At 63.8% G+C, this 20,334-nt stretch carries 11 protein-coding genes; 1 reads left to right on the plus strand and 10 read right to left on the minus strand.

What is annotated here, in order from left to right; genetic code table 11:
- The 6 genes from rplC to rpsL form a co-directional block, all read right to left on the minus strand.
- Window positions 1–720, minus strand: coding sequence for a 50S ribosomal protein L3 (rplC, locus tag BI327_RS02815; RefSeq protein ID WP_076858259.1), 720 nt, complete (start codon window positions 718–720; stop codon window positions 1–3).
- Between the two features lie 54 nt (window positions 721–774).
- A complete protein-coding gene (gene rpsJ / locus BI327_RS02820) occupies window positions 775–1,083 on the minus strand; it encodes a 30S ribosomal protein S10 (protein WP_002712302.1) in 309 nt (102 codons plus the stop codon).
- Between the two features lie 83 nt (window positions 1,084–1,166).
- Window positions 1,167–2,357, minus strand: a complete 1,191-nt coding sequence (gene tuf, locus BI327_RS02825; protein ID WP_028339316.1) for an elongation factor Tu — start codon at window positions 2,355–2,357, stop codon at window positions 1,167–1,169.
- Between the two features lie 39 nt (window positions 2,358–2,396).
- On the minus strand, window positions 2,397–4,469 hold the full coding sequence (fusA, locus tag BI327_RS02830; RefSeq protein WP_076858260.1) for an elongation factor G: 2,073 nt from the start codon (window positions 4,467–4,469) through the stop codon (window positions 2,397–2,399).
- A gap of 30 nt (window positions 4,470–4,499) precedes the next feature.
- Complete coding sequence (gene rpsG, locus BI327_RS02835; RefSeq protein ID WP_050625739.1) at window positions 4,500–4,970, minus strand: 30S ribosomal protein S7; 471 nt, start codon at window positions 4,968–4,970, stop codon at window positions 4,500–4,502.
- Between the two features lie 15 nt (window positions 4,971–4,985).
- Entirely contained in the window at window positions 4,986–5,357 is a 372-nt protein-coding gene (rpsL, locus tag BI327_RS02840) for a 30S ribosomal protein S12 (protein WP_006611834.1), read from the minus strand.
- Window positions 5,358–6,054: 697 nt separating this feature from the next.
- Here rpsL and BI327_RS02845 point away from each other — a divergent pair.
- The gene (locus BI327_RS02845; protein ID WP_076858261.1) at window positions 6,055–7,260 is read left to right on the plus strand and encodes an FAD-dependent oxidoreductase; all 1,206 of its coding nucleotides are present in this window, start codon (window positions 6,055–6,057) and stop codon (window positions 7,258–7,260) included.
- A gap of 10 nt (window positions 7,261–7,270) precedes the next feature.
- Here the strand turns inward: BI327_RS02845 and BI327_RS02850 are convergent, their stop codons facing one another.
- From BI327_RS02850 to rpoB, 4 genes are all read right to left on the minus strand, one after another.
- Window positions 7,271–9,358 carry an ABC transporter ATP-binding protein gene (locus BI327_RS02850; RefSeq protein ID WP_076858262.1) on the minus strand — a complete coding sequence of 696 codons (2,088 nt, stop codon included), beginning with the start codon at window positions 9,356–9,358 and terminating at the stop codon, window positions 7,271–7,273.
- Between the two features lie 226 nt (window positions 9,359–9,584).
- The gene (locus BI327_RS02855; protein WP_076858263.1) at window positions 9,585–11,645 is read right to left on the minus strand and encodes an FAD-dependent oxidoreductase; all 2,061 of its coding nucleotides are present in this window, start codon (window positions 11,643–11,645) and stop codon (window positions 9,585–9,587) included.
- 180 nt (window positions 11,646–11,825) lie between these two features.
- Entirely contained in the window at window positions 11,826–16,028 is a 4,203-nt protein-coding gene (rpoC, locus tag BI327_RS02860) for a DNA-directed RNA polymerase subunit beta' (RefSeq protein WP_076858264.1), read from the minus strand.
- A 153-nt stretch (window positions 16,029–16,181) separates the two neighbouring features.
- Window positions 16,182–20,300 (minus strand): DNA-directed RNA polymerase subunit beta, encoded by a 4,119-nt coding sequence (rpoB, locus tag BI327_RS02865; RefSeq protein WP_076858265.1) that lies wholly within the window; start codon window positions 20,298–20,300, stop codon window positions 16,182–16,184.
- Window positions 20,301–20,334 lie beyond the last annotated feature (34 nt).

Consider the following 20,334-nt stretch of genomic DNA (forward strand, 5'->3'; position numbering starts at 1 on the left):
TCACGCGCCCTCCTTCTCGGCGGCAGCCTCGGCGACTTCGCCGCCGGCAACCTTGAACTTGCCGGGCTTCGGGGCTTCCTTCGGCAGCGGCTTCTTGACCGCGTCGCGCACCGAGATCCAGCCGCCCTTGGAGCCGGGAACGGCGCCTTCGACGAGGATCAGGCCGCGCTCGACGTCGGTCTGCACCACGCGCAGATTGAGCGTGGTGATGCGGTCGACGCCCATGTGGCCGGGCATCTTCTTGTTCTTCCAGGTCTTGCCGGGGTCCTGACGGCCACCGGTCGAACCGATCGAACGGTGCGAGATCGACACACCGTGGGTGGCGCGCAGACCGCCGAAATTCCAGCGCTTCATGCCGCCGGCAAAGCCCTTACCGATCGAGGTGCCGGTCACGTCGACGAACTGGCCGACCACGAAATGGTCCGCCTGGATCTCCGCGCCGACCGGGATCAGCGCGTCCTCGGACACGCGGAACTCGGCGACCTTGCGCTTCGGCTCGACCTTGGCGACCGCGAACTGGCCGCGTTCGGCCTTGGGCATGTACACGGTCTTGCGGGCGCCGGAGCCGAGCTGAAGGGCGACATAGCCGTTCTTCTCGGTCGTGCGGTGGCCCAGCACCTGGCAGTTGCCCAACTTCAGCACGGTCACAGGGATATGCTCGCCGGTCTCCGTAAAGACCCGCGTCATCCCGACCTTCTGTGCGATCACTCCGGAGCGCATCGGCGTGCTTCCTGTCTTTCTGTCCGCAAGCGGCGGACGTAAAAATCCAAAACCTTAGAGCTTGATCTCGACGTCGACACCGGCGGCCAGGTCGAGCTTCATCAGCGCATCGACGGTCTGCGGGGTCGGGTCGACAATGTCGAGGAGGCGCTTGTGGGTGCGCATCTCGAATTGCTCGCGGCTCTTCTTGTCAACGTGCGGCGAACGGTTGACGGTGAACTTCTCGATGCGGGTCGGCAGCGGAATCGGTCCGCGAACCTGCGCACCGGTGCGCTTCGCCGTGTTCACGATCTCACGGGTCGACGTATCGAGGATTCGATGGTCGAACGCCTTGAGACGGATGCGAATATTTTGGCCGTTCATTGCCGAACTCTTTCTTTAGTGGGTGGCGAGTAGCGAATAGCGAATGGTGACCCACCCGCTACTCGCCATTCCCTATTCGCGTATTACTCGATGATGGCGGCGACGACGCCGGCGCCGACGGTGCGGCCGCCTTCGCGGATCGCGAAGCGCAGCTTCTCTTCCATCGCGATCGGCACGATCAGGTGCACTTCCATCGCGATGTTGTCGCCCGGCATCACCATCTCGGTGCCTTCCGGCAGATGCACGACACCGGTCACGTCGGTGGTGCGGAAGTAGAACTGCGGACGGTAGTTGGTGAAGAACGGGGTGTGACGACCGCCCTCTTCCTTGGTGAGGATGTAGGCCTCAGCCTTGAACTTGGTGTGCGGCTTGACCGAACCGGGCTTGCACAGCACCTGGCCACGCTCGACTTCCTCGCGCTTGGTGCCGCGGAGCAGCGCACCGATGTTGTCGCCGGCCTGGCCCTGATCGAGCAGCTTGCGGAACATTTCGACGCCGGTGACGATGGTCTTCTGGGTGTCGCGGATACCGACGATCTCGATTTCCTCGCCGACCTTGATCACGCCGCGCTCGACACGGCCGGTGACGACGGTGCCGCGGCCCGAGATCGAGAACACGTCTTCAACCGGCATCAGGAACGGCTGGTCGATCGGACGCTCCGGCTGCGGGATGTACTCGTCGACATTGCGCATCAGCTCGAGGATGGCGTCGTGGCCGAGCTTCTTGTCCTTGTCTTCGAGGGCGGCGAGCGCCGAGCCCTTGATGATCGGGATCTTGTCGCCCGGGAATTCGTACTTCGAGAGCAGCTCGCGGACTTCGAGCTCGACGAGCTCGAGCAGCTCCGGATCGTCGACCATGTCGCACTTGTTGAGGAACACGACAAGCGCCGGCACGCCGACCTGGCGGGCGAGCAGGATGTGCTCGCGGGTCTGCGGCATCGGGCCGTCAGCGGCCGACACGACCAGGATCGCGCCGTCCATCTGGGCAGCGCCGGTGATCATGTTCTTCACGTAGTCGGCGTGGCCGGGGCAGTCGACGTGGGCGTAGTGGCGGTTCTGCGTCTCGTACTCGACGTGAGCGGTCGAGATCGTGATGCCGCGCGCCTTCTCTTCCGGCGCCTTGTCGATCTGGTCGTAGGCGGTGAACGTCGCGCCGCCGGTTTCTGCAAGCACCTTGGTGATCGCTGCGGTCAGCGAGGTCTTGCCATGGTCGACGTGACCGATGGTGCCGATGTTGCAGTGGGGCTTGTTACGCTCGAATTTTGCTTTGGCCATTTGACTCTCCGTTCAGTCGTTAGTGCTAACCAACGACAATCAAGCAAACTTTTTCTGGACTTCAGCCGACACGTTCGCCGGAGCTTCGGCGTAGTGATCGAACTGCATCGTGAAGGTCGCGCGTCCCTGGCTCATCGAGCGCAGGTTGTTCACGTAACCGAACATGTTCATGAGCGGCACCATCGCGTTGATGACGTTGGCGTTGCCGCGCATGTCTTGGCCCTGGATCTGGCCGCGCCGGGAATTCAGGTCGCCGATGACCGAACCGGTGTAGTCTTCCGGGGTCACCACTTCGACCTTCATGATCGGCTCGAGCAGAACGGACTTGCCCATCTGCAGCGCCTCGCGGAAGCAGGCGCGCGTGGCGATTTCGAAGGCCAGTGCCGACGAGTCGACGTCGTGGAACTTGCCGTCGATCAGTTGCACCTTGACGTCGACGATCGGGAAGCCCGCGACCACGCCGGAGGACAGCACGCTCTCGAGACCCTTTTCGACGCCGGGGATGTATTCCTTCGGCACCGCGCCGCCGACGATCTTCGATTCGAACTCGTAGCCCTTCCCAGCTTCGTTCGGCTCGACGATGATGGTCACGGCCGCGAACTGGCCGGTACCGCCGGTCTGCTTCTTGTGGGTGTAGCTGTGCTCGACCCGCTTGGTGACACGCTCACGGAACGCCACCTGCGGCGCGCCGATGTTGGCGTCGACCTTGTAGGTGCGCTTGAGGATGTCGACCTTGATGTCGAGATGCAGTTCGCCCATGCCCTTGAGGATGGTCTGGCCGGACTCGTGGTCGGTCGTCACGCGGAAGGACGGATCCTCCGCGGCGAGCTTGGCCAGCGCCACGCCCAGCTTCTCCTGGTCGGCCTTCGACTTCGGCTCGATCGCGATCTCGATCACCGGCTCCGGGAATTCCATCTTCTCGAGGATGACCGGATTGTTGGGATCGCACAGCGTGTCACCGGTGCGCGCTTCCTTCAGGCCGGCCAGCGCGACGATGTCGCCGGCATAGGCTTCCTTGATGTCCTCGCGGTTGTTCGCATGCATCAGCAGCATCCGCCCGATCCGCTCCTTCTTCTCGCGGGTCGAGTTGATGACGCCGGTGCCCGAGGCCAGGATGCCCGAGTAGATGCGGCAGAAGGTGATGGTGCCGACGAAGGGGTCGTCCATGATCTTGAACGCGAGCAGCGCCAGCGGCTCCTTGTCGTCCGCCTTGCGCACGACCTCGTTGCCGTCCTCGTCGGTGCCCTTGATCGCGGGCACGTCGATCGGCGACGGCAGATAGTCGACGACGGCGTCGAGCAGCGGCTGCACGCCCTTGTTCTTGAACGCGGAGCCGCACAGCACCGGATAGAACGCGCCGGTCAGCACGGCCTTGCGGATCAGGCGCTTCAGGGTCGCCTCGTCCGGCTCCTTGCCGTCGAGGAAGGCAGCCAAAGCGTCGTCGTCGAGCTCGACGGCAGCTTCCACCATCTTCTCGCGATATTCCTTGGCCTGCTCGACCAGATCTTCCGGGATGTCGACATAGTCGAACTTGGCGCCGAGCGATTCATCGTTCCAGATGACGCCCTTCATCTTCACGAGGTCGACGAGACCCTTGAAGTTGTTCTCGGCACCGATCGGAAGCTGGATCGCGATCGGCTTGGCGCCGAGGCGGTCGACGATGTCGGCGAGGCACTTGAAGAAGTCGGCGCCGGTCTTGTCCATCTTGTTGGCGAAGACGATGCGCGGAACCTTGTACTTGTCGCCCTGGCGCCAGACGGTCTCGGTCTGCGGCTCGACGCCCTGGTTGGAGTCGAGAACGCAAACGGCGCCGTCGAGCACGCGCAGCGAACGCTCGACTTCAATGGTGAAGTCGACGTGGCCGGGCGTGTCGATGATGTTCAGGCGCTTGCCGTTCCAGAACGCGGTGGTGGCAGCCGAGGTGATCGTGATGCCACGCTCCTGCTCCTGCTCCATCCAGTCCATCGTCGCGGCACCTTCGTGCACTTCGCCGATCTTGTGGCTCTTGCCGGTGTAATAGAGGATGCGCTCGGTGGTCGTGGTCTTGCCGGCGTCGATATGCGCCATGATACCGAAGTTGCGGTAGTCCTCGATGGCATGTTGGCGGGGCATGAGACTGTTCCTTAAATTCCGTTGTTCGCCTTACCAGCGATAGTGCGAGAACGCGCGGTTGGCTTCCGCCATCCGGTGCACGTCTTCACGCTTCTTGACCGCGTTGCCGCGATTGTTCGAGGCGTCGAGCAGCTCCGCCGAGAGGCGCTCCGTCATGGTCTTCTCGTTGCGCTCACGGGCGGCCGAGATCAGCCAGCGGATGCCGAGCGCCTGACGGCGCACCGAACGGACTTCGACCGGAACCTGATAGGTCGCACCGCCGACGCGGCGGGAACGAACCTCGATGGTCGGCATCACGTTCTCGAGCGCCTGCTCGAACACGCCGAGCGGGTTCTGCTTGGTCTTGGTCTCGATCATGCCGAGCGCACCGTAGACGATGTTTTCGGCAACCGACTTCTTCCCGGCGTACATCACCGAGTTCATGAACTTCGTAATGATGATGTTCCCGAACTTCGGGTCCGGAAGAACTTCACGCTTCTCAGCAGAATGGCGACGCGACATCTGATCGTTTCCCGCTTACTTCGGACGCTTCGCGCCGTACTTCGAACGGCGCTGCTTACGGTTCTTGACGCCCTGGGTATCCAGCACGCCGCGGAGGATGTGGTAGCGCACGCCGGGCAAGTCCTTGACGCGGCCGCCGCGGATCATGACCACCGAGTGCTCCTGGAGGTTATGGCCTTCACCCGGGATGTAGCCGATCACCTCGAAGCCGTTGGTCAGGCGCACCTTGGCGACCTTACGAAGCGCCGAGTTCGGCTTCTTCGGGGTCGTGGTGTAGACGCGCGTGCACACGCCGCGCTTCTGCGGCGACTGCTGCAGCGCCGGCACCTTCTTACGTGACTTCTGCACTTCACGCGGATTTGCGATCAGCTGGTTGATCGTCGGCATGTAGCCTTCACCCTTTAGTTCGCGAAGCCTTGAATGGCCCCGCCAATTCTTCTCGGGAAAAGCCGTCCCGTACGGCCCGCTCGACGCGGTAGAAATACCCGCGCAAAGCGAAATCGCGCCAACCACTCATCGCTGAGCGGAAAGCGCTTCGACGCCACAGAGGACCGCGATCCCGAACCGTTCAGCGCTCGCTGTCCGGTCCGCCACCGAGGTCATGCATCCGAATTCACTCTCAAGAGGACGTGCTCAAGAGAACTAATATCGTCCTGGCATTGCCTAGCTATCATCGACAGCGTTTGAGCGGCATTCGTCGAGGTTGGTGCCCGTCCGGCGCCTGAAAAGGGACCTTCGGGTGTTCCGTTCCGACGCTGGCGTAGCTCACCGCCTGTCGTTAAGTGGGCGCCTTGTATAATCGAGAGATAGTGAAGTCAAGCAAAACGACAAGCAAAGAAACGCCTCTGCCGCTTGCGTATTTCGCATTTCATCAGCGCTCGTCAGGCGACGGATTGTGACAGCCTCCGTGCCTCCCCTCACCTCGATCCGAATCTCCGGCGCGGGAGCGGAATCATATTTAACCCGGATAAAATATGATCAGAAACAATTCTCCCCAACTTAGTCCTGAATGCAAATTTCGAAACTAAGCCTTTATTTGCCATTCGCAGCGCAAAAATCGGGGTCTACGGCCACGGAACCCCTTATGCGCTACACCGACATCGCGATCATCGGCGGAGGTCTTGCGGGCTCGACCGCAGCCGCGATGCTCGGCCGTGCCGGGATACCGACCCTCCTGATAGACCCCCACCAGGTCTATCCGTTCGATTTCCGCGTCGAAAAGATCAGCGGCGACCTCCAGCTCGAGCGATTCGGCAGGACCGGCCTCGCCGAATCCGTGCTCCGTTCGGCGACGCTGGACGGCGAAAACTGGATCGCGCGATTCGGCCACCTGCTCGACCGGCAGCCGAGCCGGCAATACGGCATCATGTACGACGATCTGATCGCCGCGATTCGGAACGAAATCGCGGGACCGGCGGAGTTCATCTGCAACAAGGTGGTCGATGTCGCGACCAGCTCCGAACGGCAGAAGATCGTGCTTTCCCGCGGAGAGGAGATCTCGGCGCGCCTCGTGGTGCTCGCCAACGGCCTGAACGTCGGCCTGCGCCGGATGCTCGGCATCGAGCGGCTGGTCACGAGCCACTGCCACTCGATCTCGCTCGGCTTCGATTTCGTCCCCGTCGGCCGCCCCGCCTTCCCGTTCGCGGCCATGACCTATTTCTCGGAGCGGCCGAGCGACCGCATCCCCTACATCACGCTGTTTCCGGTCGGGAACCGGATGCGCGCCAACCTCTTCACATACCGCCCGGCCGACGATCCCTGGCTGCGGGCGATGCGCCGCAACCCGGTCGAGACGCTGAACGCCGCGCTGCCGCGGCTGCGCCGGCTCACCGGCGAGTTCGACGTCGCCGGCGACATCAAGATCAGGCCCGCCGACGTCTATGTCAGCACCGGCTATCGGCAGGCCGGCGTCGTGCTGGTCGGCGATGCCTTCGCCAGCACCTGCCCGGTCACCGGCACCGGGACCGACAAGGTGTTCACCGACGTCGCCCAGCTCTGCAACGTCCACATCCCGGCCTGGCTCGCGACCGACGGCATGGGCGAGGAGAAGATCACCGCGTTCTACGACGATCCGGTCAAGACGGAGTGCGACGCCTGGTCGAACGCCAAGGCGTACAGCTTCCGTGAAATCTCGATCGGCAGCGGGCCCTACTGGCAGGCCCAGCGCTGGGCGCGCTTCCTTGGCTATCTCGGACGGGGCTCGCTACGCCGGCTGCAACGCCCGCAGGCGTCACCGGCACGGCCGGCCGATCACTTCCGGCAACGTCCGCACGCCGCCGACCGGGCGTAGCGCGCGAAGGTCACCGGCGACGCGGCGCAGGCGTCACGGCCTCCTCGTCATCGCCCTCGTCATCTTCGTCTTCGTCTTCGTCCTCATCCTCGTCGTCGTCTTCATCGTCCGCGTCGTCGTCATCCTCGTCGTCCGCGTCGTGATGGAGACCCTGGTCGTCCCACAGCTTGCGGTAGACGCCATTCTGGGCCAGCAGCGCCTCGTGCGAGCCGCGCTCGATCGCCCGGCCGCCTGAGATCACGATGATCTCGTCCATTTCGACCACCGAGGTCAGGCGATGCGTCGACCAGATCATGGTGCGGCCCTCGGCGACCTTGAGTAGCGTACGGTTAATCGCCGCCTCGGTGGTCTGGTCGAGCGCCGAGGTCGCCTCGTCGAGCAGCAGCACCGACGGGTTGCGGATGATGGCGCGCGCGATCGCGATGCGCTGGCGCTGTCCGCCCGACAGGGTATCGCCGCGCTCGCCGACCGGCGTGTCGTAGCGCTGCGGCAGGCTCATGATGTAGCGGTGGATCTCGGCCTTCCGGGCGGCGTCCTCGACCTCGGCGTCGGTTGCCCCCTCCTTGCCGAGCCGGATGTTCTCGCGGATCGACATGTTGAACAGCATGTTCTCCTGGAACACGACCGCCATGTTCGCCCGCAACGATTCGCGCGTCACCCGGCGGATGTCGACGCCGTCGATCGCGACGCGGCCCTCGTCCGGCACGTAGAGCCGCAGGATCAGGTTGATCAGCGTGCTCTTGCCGGAGCCGCTCGGACCGACGATCGCGATGCTCTTGCCGGCGTTGAGCTTGAGGCTGAGATTGTCGAGCACCGGCGTCTGCGCTCCCTCATACTGGAAGGTGACGCGGTCGAAGGAGATGTCATTGGTGATGCGCGGCAGATCCGGCGCACCCGGGCGGTCGGCGCCGCGGGTCGGCTCGTCGAGCAACTCCTGGATGTGCCGCACCGCGGCCGCCGACTGGATCGACACCGGGATGAAATGCATGAGATGGGCGATGTTGTACGACACCTCCCAGAATGCGCTCTCGAAGGTCACGAAGGTGCCGACCGTGATCTGGCCCTTGGTGGCGAGATAGGCGCCGATCGCCAGCACCACGAGGTGCAGCAGCAGCACCGCGATGGTGACGGTGCGCTCCACCATGGTCGACAGGAACATCGCCGAGGCGGCCTTGGCGCGGACGTCGCGGTTGCGCAGCGTGAACCAGCCGAGCGCCCGGCGCTGCAGGTTGAACGCCTTCACCACCGCCTGCGCGGCGACGTTCTCCTGCACGGTTCCGAGCAGCGCGGCTTCGTTCTGCTTCTGCTCGTAATTGGCCTGCACCGCCTTCGGCGTCAGGATGCGCGGACCGATCAGCGTGATCGGAAACACCAGCAGCGCAACCGCCGCGAGCTGCCAGTTCAGGAACAGCATCAGGATGATGCCGGCGATCAGTTCGAAACCGGGCAGCGCCGCGCTGTTGGCGAAGGTCTTGACCGAGCCCTCGAAGGCCGACAGGTCGATCGAGAAGCGCGACAGGATCTCGCCCCGCTTGGTGCGCGCGAAATAGGCCGATGGCAGGTTCTGGACGTGCTCGAAGATCCGGGTCCGGACGTCGGCGATGATGCCAGCGCCGAGCCGCGCGTCCCAGCGCTCGTACCAGACCGCGATGATCGAGGTGACGATGCCGGCCACCGCGAGCACCCCGAGGATCTTGTAGAGCGCCTGGAAATCCTCCTCGCCGAGCGCGTCGTCGATCAGGAATTTCAGGCTGAGCGGCATGATGACGTTGAACAACGTCTCGACCAGCACGCCGATGGTGACGAAGGCGAGCGGCTTCCTGTAGTTCGCCAGGATCGGCCTGATGAAGCCGAAGATCGTCGACAGCGCGCCGGCGGCTTCCTTGGCGGTGAAGACGACGAGGTCCTCGTCATCGTCGTCGTCGAGCTCGAACTCGTCGTCGTCGTCCTCATCCTCGTCGTCGTCAGCCGGCGCGGCCGGCTTTGCAGCGGCGGTCGCCGCGGGCGGACCGGCCACGGCTGCGGGCTTCTTCTTCAGCTCGGGATCGTCGGCCGCCGCTTTGGTCGGATCGTCTGATGCAGGAGGTCTGGACGCCATGAAACCAACCGATGCTCCACGGCCGGCATGACCGCAAATCAAAACCGCAGCGGCGAACGCTGCGGCGGCGATCCTATGCGATCAGGATGAATTCGGCAAAGCGTTTGGAACGGCCGGCGCGCGCCACACGCTGCCGTCGATTCGCCATCACGGCATCGCCGCGTTTGACAGTTGGTTGACGCAAGGCCGATCGCCTTGCGCCAGGTGCCGCTCGTCGTGGCCGCCGTTAGTCGTCGAGGTCGGTATCGACCTTGTCGAAGAAGGAATAGCGCAGGCTGTCGGAGTCGGCGTACCACTGCCCCGGCCCCTTGTTGGCGGCCAACGTCAGCGTCCACAGCGCGTCGGTGCAGTCGCGGCGGTGCATCGACAGGTCGAAGCCGTTGCCGAAGAACAGTTCCGACCACTCCCACCAGGTGCCGAGTTTCTTCACCCCGCGCAGCAGGTCGTAGCGATCGATCACCGCAGGCGCCATGTCCGAGGTCACCGACGCGAACACCACACCGGTCTTGACCACGCGGTTGAGCTCACGCACCCCGCGCACGACCTGTCGCTCGCCGAGATGGCACAACGAGGTCTCGAACACGAAGTCGAACTCGTTGTCCTTGAACGGCATGTCGGCGATCGAGCCGAGCTTGTTGTACTTCCTGAGCGCCTTCGGCGTCTTGCCGTGGATGTAGCGGTTGTTCTCGATGCCCCAGGCATCGATACCCCGCTCGCGCAGCGCGCCGACCAATTCGCCGCTGGCGGAGCCGGCGATCAGGAGCTTGTAACCCTTCGCCCTGCCCCACACCGTCTTGATCAGGTCGGTCAGATAGGCCGGGTCGGTGAAATCGCGCCAGACTTCGCTGTAGGGACCGACGCCGCGATAATTCTCGAAATAGCTGCGGTCGATCTTGTCGGACAGCGTGCCCTCGTCCTGCGCGCGGGTGCGGCGCAGCCGCATCATCTCGGTGACGATGATGTCGGTCGCGGCATCGGAGGAATCGAGCAGCCCGTTCAGCGTCGAATCGAACAGATAGTCGCCGACCACCACGAGGCCGGGATGCTCCTTCGGCTCAGGACGGTGATTGGTCATGACATCGCGCACCGGCAGGCCGCCCGGCAGCGCGTTGACCGACGACAGCCAGCGGTGGGTCTTGCCCTCGAGAAAATGCTCGCGCGCATCGCCGAGCGCGGCCGGCAGCGACTTCAGCGCGGCGTCGATCAGTTCCTCGTCGCTGAGATTGGCGAAGGCGAGCGCGTCGGAGCCCGCGATCAGCCAGTTCAGCACGCCGTGCTTGCCGACGTCGTGGCGCGCGCCCTCATTGTAGACGCAGCAGCCGCCGAACGCCTCCGACATGAACCAGGCACCCGGGATCTTCTCGCCCCAGAACGGCTCGTCGAACAGGATCGAGACCCGCAGATAATGCGCGGGGCGATCGAAATAGGCGACGTGCTTGACCATCGACTTGCGCAACGTCTCGCCGTCCCAGCGCATGGTTGCAAGCCAGGAGTGCGGCAGGCAGACCAGCACGAGGTCGAAGTCGCGCGTCTCCGGCCCCTTGCCGTTCATCATGTTGAGCTGGTAGCGGCCGTCGGCAGTCTTGCCGACCTTGAGAACGCGATGGTTGAGCTGGATGTCGGCGTTGACCTCCGAGCGCAGGCAATCGACCAGCTGCTCGTTGCCGTTCTGGATCGAATACAGGCCGATATAGCCGTCGACATCCATCACGTAGTTCTTCAGCGCGTTGAGGCCGTTGGTGTTGTGGCTCTCGGTCGCGATGTCGGAGCGCGCCATCACCTTGAAGAAGCGCTTGGCGGTCGCGTCCTCGACCTCCTCGTCGAGGATCTGCTCGGCGGTCTTGTAGGCCCACGGGTGCTCGTTGTCGTGGGCGCCGATGCCCTCGTAATATTCGTGCGGCGACACCAGGTCGCTGCAGCGCTTGCGGAACGCCTCGATCGCGGCCGCGGTCTTCGCGCCGTATTTGCGGCGCATGCCGGGGACGTCGGCCAGCAGCTCGCCGTCGAGCTGCACCTGCTCGGCATCCATCGGGATCGTCTGCAGGCCGAAATGCTGGATCAGCTCGCGCAGCGGGTCGGGTCCCGTCATCGAGTAATCGTAGATCTCGGCGACGCCGGCTTCATACATCGCCGGCGCGGAGTCGAATTTGCGCGTGACGATCTTGCCGCCGAGGCGATTGGACGCCTCGAAGATCGTGATGCGACAGAGGTCGCCGAGTTTGCGCTTCAGATACCAGGCGCTCATCAGCCCCCCGGGGCCGCCGCCTACAATAGCCAAGTCGAGCATATGGATTCCGTCGTCTCCGGCGCGAGCCAAACAGCCGGTCTAAGTCACCCTAGCAAAAGCACTTTTTTGCCTGAAGGGAAGATGAACAAACTGCGTCCCTGCACCGCAGCAGGGAAAGAAAGCAGCAAAAAGGCCGGCAAAACGCCGGCCTTCTCGCCATACCCGTAGTCTTGCGGATGCCTATTCCGCGGGCGGCAGCGCCAGCGGCTCCGCTTCCGGGGCCGTCGGCACGATCGCCGCCTGCTGCTTCTCGCGCTCGTCGAGGATCAGCTTGTCGCGCTTGACCGCGACCTCGCGGATCCGCGCCATCGAGGCGCCGGTGCCGGCCGGGATCAGGCGGCCGACAATGACGTTCTCCTTGAGGCCTTCGAGCGGGTCCACCTTGCCGTTGACGGCAGCTTCGGTGAGCACGCGCGTGGTCTCCTGGAACGACGCCGCCGAGAAGAAGGAGCGGGTCTGCAAGCTCGCCTTGGTGATGCCGAGCAGAACCGGCGTACCCGTGGCGGGCTTCTTGCCCTCCTCCTTGGCCTTGGTGTTGAGCGCGTCGAACTCGATCTTGTCGACCTGCTCGCCCGAGATCATGTCGGTGTCGCCCTGATCGGTGACTTCGACCTTCTGCAGCATCTGACGGACAATCACCTCGATGTGCTTGTCGTTGATGAGCACGCCCTGCAACCGGTAGACCTCCTGGATTTCGTTGACCAGATAGGCAGCGAGTTCCTCGATGCCCTTGATCGCCAGGATGTCGTGCGGCGCCGGATTGCCTTCGACGATGAAATCGCCCTTTTCGACGATGTCGCCGTCCTGAAGGTGGATGTGCTTGCCCTTCGGGATCAGGTACTCGCGCGGCTCCTCGGTCTTGTCCATCGGCTCGATCGAGATGCGGCGCTTGTTCTTGTAGTCGCGGCCGAAGCGGATCGTTCCCGCGGTCTCCGCGATGATCGCCGCATCCTTCGGCTTGCGAGCCTCGAACAGTTCCGCCACCCGCGGCAGACCGCCGGTGATGTCACGCGTCTTGGCGCTCTCGGTCGAGATACGCGCCAGGATGTCGCCGGGCATCACCTTCGCGCCGACGTCGACCGACAGAATGCCATCGACCGACAGCATGTAGCGGGCATCGCCGCCACGCGCGAGCTTCAGCACCTTGCCGTCCTTGCCCTTGACCACGATGGCCGGACGCAGGTCCGAACCGCCGCGCGTCGTGCGCCAGTCGATGACCACGCGCTTGGCGATACCGGTCGATTCGTCGAGCGTCTCCGAGATCGACTGGCCCTCGACCAGATCCTCGAAACCGATCGTGCCCTCGACTTCGGTGAGGACCGGGCGGGTATAGGGGTCCCACTCGGCGATGCGCTGGCCACGCTTGACCATGTCGCCTTCGTCGACGTGCATTTTCGAACCGTACTGAATACGGTGGGTTGCACGCTCGGTGCCGTCGGCATCGACGATCGCGACGACCATGTTGCGCACCATCGCGACCAGGTTGCCTTCGCTGTTGCGGGCGATGGCCTTGTTCCTGATCACGATCTTGCCGTCGAAGTTCGATTCGACGAACGACTGCTCGTTGAGCTGGGCGGCGCCGCCGATGTGGAACGTGCGCATCGTCAGCTGCGTGCCGGGCTCACCGATCGACTGCGCCGCGATGACGCCGACGGCCTCACCGTGGTTGACCGGGGTGCCGCGGGCCAGGTCGCGGCCGTAGCACTTGGCGCAGATGCCGTTGATCAGCTCGCAGGTCAGCGCCGAGCGGATCTTCACTTCCTGGATGCCGGCCTGCTGGATCGCGTCGACATGGCTCTCCTCCATCAACGTGTCGCGCTTGATGATGACCTCGTTGGTGGCGGGATCGCGCACGTCATCGCAGGCCGTGCGGCCCAGGATGCGCGAGCCGAGCGAGGCGACCACGGTGCCGGCGTCGACGATGGCGCGCATCTTGATGCCGAGCGTGGTGCCGCAATCGGTCTGCGTGATGATGCAGTCCTGCGCGACGTCGACCAGACGGCGGGTCAGGTAGCCCGAGTTCGCGGTCTTCAACGCGGTGTCCGCGAGGCCCTTGCGGGCGCCGTGGGTCGAGTTGAAGTACTCGAGCACCGACAGACCTTCCTTGAAGTTGGAAATGATCGGCGTCTCGATGATCTCGCCCGACGGCTTGGCCATCAGGCCGCGCATGCCGGCGAGCTGGCGCATCTGGGCCGGCGAACCACGCGCACCGGAGTGCGCCATCATGTAGATCGAGTTGATGTCGGCATCCGCGCCCGCCGCCGTCTTCTTGGTGGACGAGATCTCCTTCATCATCGCCTTGGCGACTTCTTCACCGGCCTTCGACCAGGCGTCGACGACCTTGTTGTACTTCTCGCCATGGGTGATCAGGCCGTCATTGTACTGCTGCTCGAAATCCTTCGCCAGCGTACGGGTCTGGTCCACGATCTTCCACTTCGACGCCGGCACGACCATGTCGTCCTTGCCGAACGAGATGCCCGCCTTGAAGGCGTTGTAGAAGCCGAGCGCCATGATGCGGTCGCAGAAGATCACCGTCTCCTTCTGACCGCAGTGACGGTAGACCTGGTCGATCACGCCGGAGATCTCGCGCTTGGTCATCAGCTTGTTGATGATGTCGTACGAGATCTTGGTGCTCTTCGGCAGCAGGTTGCCGAGCATGACGCGGCCCGCGGTGGTTTCGATCCACCGCTTCGACATCTTGCCTTCCTCGTCCATGCCTTCCCACCGGTACTTGATCTTGGTGTGGAGGTGGATGACCTTCGAGTGCAGCGCGTGCTCGAGCTCGGCCATGTCGCCGAAGATCTTGCCCTCGCCGGGCAGGCCTTCGCGCATGATCGAGACGTAGTAGAGGCCGAGCACGATGTCCTGCGACGGCACGATGATCGGCTGGCCGTTCGCCGGATGCAGGATGTTGTTGGTCGACATCATCAGGACGCGCGCTTCCAGCTGCGCTTCGAGCGACAGCGGAACGTGCACGGCCATCTGGTCGCCGTCGAAGTCGGCGTTGAAGGCGGCGCAGACCAGCGGATGCAGCTGGATCGCCTTGCCCTCGATCAGCACCGGCTCGAACGCCTGGATGCCCAGACGATGCAGCGTCGGCGCGCGGTTCAGCAGCACCGGATGCTCGCGGATCACCTCGTCGAGGATATCCCAGACCTCCGGACGCTCCTTCTCGACCAGCTTCTTGGCCTGCTTCACCGTGGTGGACAGGCCCTTGGCGTCGAGCCGCGAGTAGATGAACGGCTTGAACAGCTCGAGCGCCATCTTCTTCGGCAGGCCGCACTGATGCAGGCGCAGCTCGGGACCGACCACGATCACCGAACGGCCCGAATAGTCGACGCGCTTGCCGAGCAGGTTCTGGCGGAACCGGCCCTGCTTGCCCTTCAGCATGTCGGCGAGCGACTTCAACGGACGCTTGTTGGCGCCGGTGATGACGCGGCCGCGGCGGCCGTTGTCGAACAGCGCGTCGACGGCCTCCTGCAACATGCGCTTTTCGTTGCGGATGATGATATCGGGCGCACGCAGCTCCATCAGCCGCTTCAAGCGGTTGTTACGGTTGATGACGCGGCGATACAGGTCGTTGAGGTCGGAGGTCGCGAACCGGCCGCCGTCAAGCGGCACCAGCGGACGCAGGTCCGGCGGGATCACCGGCACGACCGTCATGATCATCCACTCCGGCTTGTTGCCGGAGAAGCGGAAGGCCTCGACGATCTTCAGGCGCTTGGCGAGCTTCTTGTGCTTGATGTCCGAGTCGGTCTCGGCCATGTCGGTGCGCAGCTGCTGCTCGAGCTTTTCGAGCTCGAGACCCTTGAGCAGCTCGCGGATCGCCTCGGCGCCGATCATGGCGGTGAAGCTGTCCTGGCCGTACTCGTCCTGCGCCTTCAGATACTCGTCTTCGGACAGCAGCTGACGGTCCTTCAGCGCGGTGAGACCCGGCTCGAGCACGACGTAATATTCAAAGTACAGGATCCGCTCGAGATCCTTCAGCGTCATGTCGAGCAGCAGGCCGATGCGCGACGGCAGCGACTTCAGGAACCAGATGTGGGCAACGGGAGCTGCCAGCTCGATATGGCCCATGCGCTCGCGCCGGACGCGCGACAGCGTCACCTCGACCGAGCACTTTTCGCAGATGATGCCCTTGTACTTCATCCGCTTGTACTTGCCGCACAAGCACTCGTAGTCCTTGATCGGCCCGAAGATGCGCGCGCAGAACAGGCCGTCGCGCTCCGGCTTGAAGGTACGGTAGTTGATGGTCTCCGGCTTCTTGATCTCGCCGTACGACCAGGACAGAATCTTCTCCGGAGACGCGATCGAAATCCGGATCTGGTCGAAGACCTGGGCCGGCGTCGTCGGATTGAAAAGATTCATAATCTCTTGATTCATGGTCTTCTCCTCGCGTGCCGATCGTCACCGGCAGCAAATTCGAAACTTTTATTCAGCGCGCGCCCCGCTCAACGTCCGAGTGGGGCGCGAAGGCCCGGCGCCTCTACGCGAAGACGCGCTTCGCGCTTTTGGCGCCGGGCATCAATCACAGCGTTACTCGGCCGCTTCCGATGTCGGCGCCGGTCCCACCTTGGAATTGTGCAGGTCGACGTTGAGGCCGAGCGAGCGCATTTCCTTGACCAGCACGTTGAACGATTCCGGAATACCGGCCTCGAAGGTGTCGTCGCCGCGCACGATCGCCTCGTACACCTTGGTACGGCCGGCGACGTCGTCCGACTTCACGGTCAGCATCTCCTGCAGCGTGTAGGCGGCGCCGTAGGCTTCCAGCGCCCAGACCTCCATTTCGCCGAAGCGCTGGCCGCCGAACTGCGCCTTGCCGCCCAGCGGCTGCTGGGTGACGAGCGAGTACGGACCGATCGAACGCGCGTGGATCTTGTCGTCCACGAGATGGTGCAGCTTGAGCATGTAGATGTAGCCCATCGTCACCTTGCGATCGAACGCATCGCCGGTACGGCCGTCATAGACGGTCGACTGGCCGGAGGCGTCGAAGCCCGCGAGCTTCAGCATCTCCTCGATGTCGGCTTCCTTGGCGCCGTCGAACACCGGCGTCGCGATCGGCACGCCGTGGCTCAGATTGCGGCCAAGTTCGACCAGCTCGTTGTCGTTCAGCGACTTGATGGTTTCATCCTCGCCGTAGATCTTCTTCAGGGTCTCGCGCAGCGGCTTGAGATCCTGCTTCTGATAGTAGGCGTCGATGGTCTGGCCGATGCGCTTGCCGAGGCCGGCGCAGGCCCAACCGAGATGGGTCTCAAGGATCTGACCGACGTTCATGCGCGACGGCACGCCGAGCGGATTGAGCACGATGTCCGCATGGGTACCGTCCTCGAGGAACGGCATGTCCTCGATCGGCACGATCTTCGACACCACGCCCTTGTTGCCGTGACGGCCGGCCATCTTGTCGCCGGGCTGGATCTTGCGCTTCACCGCGACGAAGACCTTGACCATCTTCATCACGCCGGGCGGCAGCTCGTCGCCACGCTGCAGCTTCTCGACCTTGTCGAGGAAGCGCTGCTCGAGGCCCTTCTTCGACTCGTCGTACTGCTTCCGCATGGCCTCGATCTCGGCCATCAGCTTGTCGTTCGGCGAGGCGAACAGCCACCACTGCGACTTCGGATACTCGTCGAGCACCGCGCGGGTGATCTTGGTATCCTTCTTGAAGCCCTTCGGGCCGGCGATGCCCTGGCGGTTCTCCAGGAGCTCGGCGAGGCGGTTGTAGACGTTGCGGTCCAGGATCGCCTGCTCGTCGTCGCGGTCCTTGGCCAGACGCTCGATCTCCTCGCGCTCGATCGCCAGCGCACGCTCGTCCTTGTCGACGCCGTGGCGGTTGAACACGCGGACTTCCACGATGGTGCCCTGCACGCCCGGAGGCACGCGCAGCGAGGTATCGCGGACGTCGGAGGCCTTCTCGCCGAAGATGGCGCGCAGCAGCTTCTCTTCCGGCGTCATCGGGCTCTCGCCCTTCGGCGTGATCTTGCCGACCAGGATGTCGCCGGCGCGGACTTCCGCACCGATGTAGACGATACCGGCTTCGTCGAGGTTCTTCAGCGCTTCTTCCGAGACGTTCGGAATGTCGCGGGTGATTTCCTCAGGTCCGAGCTTGGTGTCGCGGGCCATCACTTCGAATTCTTCGATATGGATCGACGTAAACACGTCGTCCTTCACGATCCGCTCGGAGAGCAGGATCGAGTCTTCGAAGTTGTAGCCGTTCCACGGCATGAACGCGACCAGCACGTTGCGGCCGAGCGCGAGCTCACCGAGATCGGTCGACGGACCGTCGGCGATGATGTCACCCTTCTTGACGATGTCGCCGACCTTCACCAGCGGACGCTGGTTGATGCAGGTCGACTGGTTGGAGCGCTGGTACTTCATCAGCCGGTAGATATCGACGCCCGACTTGGTCGGATCGAGATCCTCGGTGGCGCGGATCACGACGCGGGTGGCATCGATCTGGTCGATCACGCCGGAGCGGCGGGCTGCGATCGCAGCACCGGAGTCACGGGCGACCACGCCTTCCATGCCGGTGCCGACGAACGGCGCCTCGGCGCGAACCAGCGGCACCGCCTGGCGCTGCATGTTCGAGCCCATCAGCGCGCGGTTGGCGTCGTCGTTCTCGAGGAACGGGATCAGCGCCGCGGCGACCGAAACCAGCTGCTTCGGCGACACGTCCATGTAGTCGACCTTGTCCGGCGTCACCGGCAGCACTTCGCCGGCGTGACGGCAGACCACCAGATCGTCGGTGAAGCGGCCCTTGGCATCGAGCGGCACGTTGGCCTGCGCGACGCGGTAGCGGCCCTCTTCCATCGCCGACAGATAGACCACCTCGTCAGTGACGCGGCTGTCCTTGATCTTGCGATAGGGCGTCTCGACGAAGCCGTATTTGTTGACGCGCGCGAACGTCGCCAGCGAGTTGATCAGGCCGATGTTCGGACCTTCCGGCGTTTCGATCGGGCAGATACGGCCGTAATGCGTCGGATGCACGTCGCGGACTTCGAAGCCGGCACGCTCGCGGGTCAGACCGCCCGGGCCAAGCGCCGACAGGCGCCGCTTGTGGGTGATCTCCGACAGCGGGTTGGTCTGGTCCATGAACTGCGACAGCTGCGAGGAACCGAAGAACTCGCGCACCGCGGCAGCCGCGGGCTTGGCGTTGATCAGGTCCTGCGGCATCACGGTGTCGATATCGACGCTCGACATGCGCTCCTTGATGGCGCGCTCCATGCGGAGCAGGCCGATCCGGTACTGGTTCTCCATGAGTTCGCCGACCGAGCGCACCCGGCGGTTGCCGAGATGGTCGATGTCGTCGATCTCGCCCTTGCCGTCACGCAGGTCGACCAGCGTCTTGATGACCGCCAGGATGTCTTCCTTGCGCAGCGTGCGATGGGTGTCGGGCGCATCGAGCTCGAGGCGCATGTTCATCTTGACGCGGCCGACCGCGGAGAGGTCGTAGCGCTCGGCATCGAAGAACAGCGACTGGAACATCGCCTGCGCCGAATCCAGCGTCGGCGGCTCGCCCGGACGCATCACGCGGTAGATGTCGAACAGCGCGTCTTCACGCGTCATGTTCTTGTCGGCCGACAGCGTGTTGCGGATGTAGGCGCCGACATTGACGTGGTCGATGTCGAGCAGCGGCAGGTCCTTGTAGCCCTGCTCGTTCAGCACCTTGAGCGACTTCTCGGTGATCTCCTCGCCGGCTTCGGCGTAGATTTCACCGGTCTTCGGGTTGACGAGATCCTCGGCGAGATAGTTGCCGACGAGTTCCTCGTCCGACATGCGCAGCGCCTTGAGGCCCTTCTCCTGCAGCTGGCGCGCCTGGCGCACCGTCAGCTTCTTGCCGGCTTCGAGCACCACCTTGCCGGTGTCGGCGTCGACCAGGTCGTTGACGGTCGAATAGCCGCGGAAGCGGCTGGCATCGAACGGCACGCGCCATCCGTCCTTGGTTCGCTTGTAGGTGATCTTCTTGTAGAAGATCGACAGGATCTGCTCGCCGTCGAGACCGAGCGCGTACATCAGCGAGGTCACGGGCAGCTTGCGGCGGCGGTCGATGCGCGCGAACACGATGTCCTTGGCGTCGAACTCGATGTCGAGCCAGGAACCGCGATACGGAATCACGCGCGCGGCAAACAACAGCTTGCCGGACGAATGGGTCTTGCCCTTGTCGTGGTCGAAGAACACGCCGGGCGAACGGTGCATCTGCGAGACGATGACGCGCTCGGTGCCGTTGACGACGAAGGTGCCGTTCATCGTCATGAGCGGGATGTCGCCCATGTAGACGTCCTGCTCCTTGATGTCCTTGACCGACTTGGCGCCGGTTTCCTCGTCGATATCGAACACGATGAGGCGCAGCGTCACCTTGAGCGGCGCAGCGAAGGTCATGCCGCGCTGGCGGCACTCGTCGACGTCATATTTCGGCTGTTCGAATTCGTAGCGGACGAATTCGAGCATCGAGGTGCCGGAGAAGTCCGAGATCGGGAATACCGAGCGGAACACGGCCTGCAGGCCCTCGTCGAGGCGCCCGCCGACCGGCTCGTCGACCATCAGGAACTGGTCATAGGACGCCTTCTGAACCTCGATGAGGTTCGGCATCTCGGCGACTTCCTTGATGTGACCGAAAAACTTGCGTACGCGTTTGCGACCGGTGAATGTCTGCTGCGCCATCGTGGCCTCTCATTTTCGTCGCCTTTGTGGGGCG

The sequence above is a fragment of the Bradyrhizobium mercantei genome (assembly GCF_001982635.1).
GTDB classification, from domain to species: Bacteria; Pseudomonadota; Alphaproteobacteria; order Rhizobiales; family Xanthobacteraceae; genus Bradyrhizobium; species Bradyrhizobium mercantei.

What these genes read in the sequence shown, in the direction of transcription:
- rpsG (WP_050625739.1), bottom strand. Translation starts at nt 4,970, where the DNA reads ATGTCGCGTCGCCATTCTGCTGAGAAGCGTGAAGTTCTTCCGGACCCG.
- rpsL (WP_006611834.1), bottom strand. Translation starts at nt 5,357, where the DNA reads ATGCCGACGATCAACCAGCTGATCGCAAATCCGCGTGAAGTGCAGAAG.
- rpoC (WP_076858264.1), bottom strand. Translation starts at nt 16,028, where the DNA reads ATGAATCAAGAGATTATGAATCTTTTCAATCCGACGACGCCGGCCCAG.
- rpoB (WP_076858265.1), bottom strand. Translation starts at nt 20,300, where the DNA reads ATGGCGCAGCAGACATTCACCGGTCGCAAACGCGTACGCAAGTTTTTC.
- rplC (WP_076858259.1), bottom strand. Translation starts at nt 720, where the DNA reads ATGCGCTCCGGAGTGATCGCACAGAAGGTCGGGATGACGCGGGTCTTT.
- fusA (WP_076858260.1), bottom strand. Translation starts at nt 4,469, where the DNA reads ATGCCCCGCCAACATGCCATCGAGGACTACCGCAACTTCGGTATCATG.
- BI327_RS02845 (WP_076858261.1), top strand. Translation starts at nt 6,055, where the DNA reads ATGCGCTACACCGACATCGCGATCATCGGCGGAGGTCTTGCGGGCTCG.
- tuf (WP_028339316.1), bottom strand. Translation starts at nt 2,357, where the DNA reads ATGGCCAAAGCAAAATTCGAGCGTAACAAGCCCCACTGCAACATCGGC.
- BI327_RS02855 (WP_076858263.1), bottom strand. Translation starts at nt 11,645, where the DNA reads ATGCTCGACTTGGCTATTGTAGGCGGCGGCCCCGGGGGGCTGATGAGC.
- BI327_RS02850 (WP_076858262.1), bottom strand. Translation starts at nt 9,358, where the DNA reads ATGGCGTCCAGACCTCCTGCATCAGACGATCCGACCAAAGCGGCGGCC.
- rpsJ (WP_002712302.1), bottom strand. Translation starts at nt 1,083, where the DNA reads ATGAACGGCCAAAATATTCGCATCCGTCTCAAGGCGTTCGACCATCGA.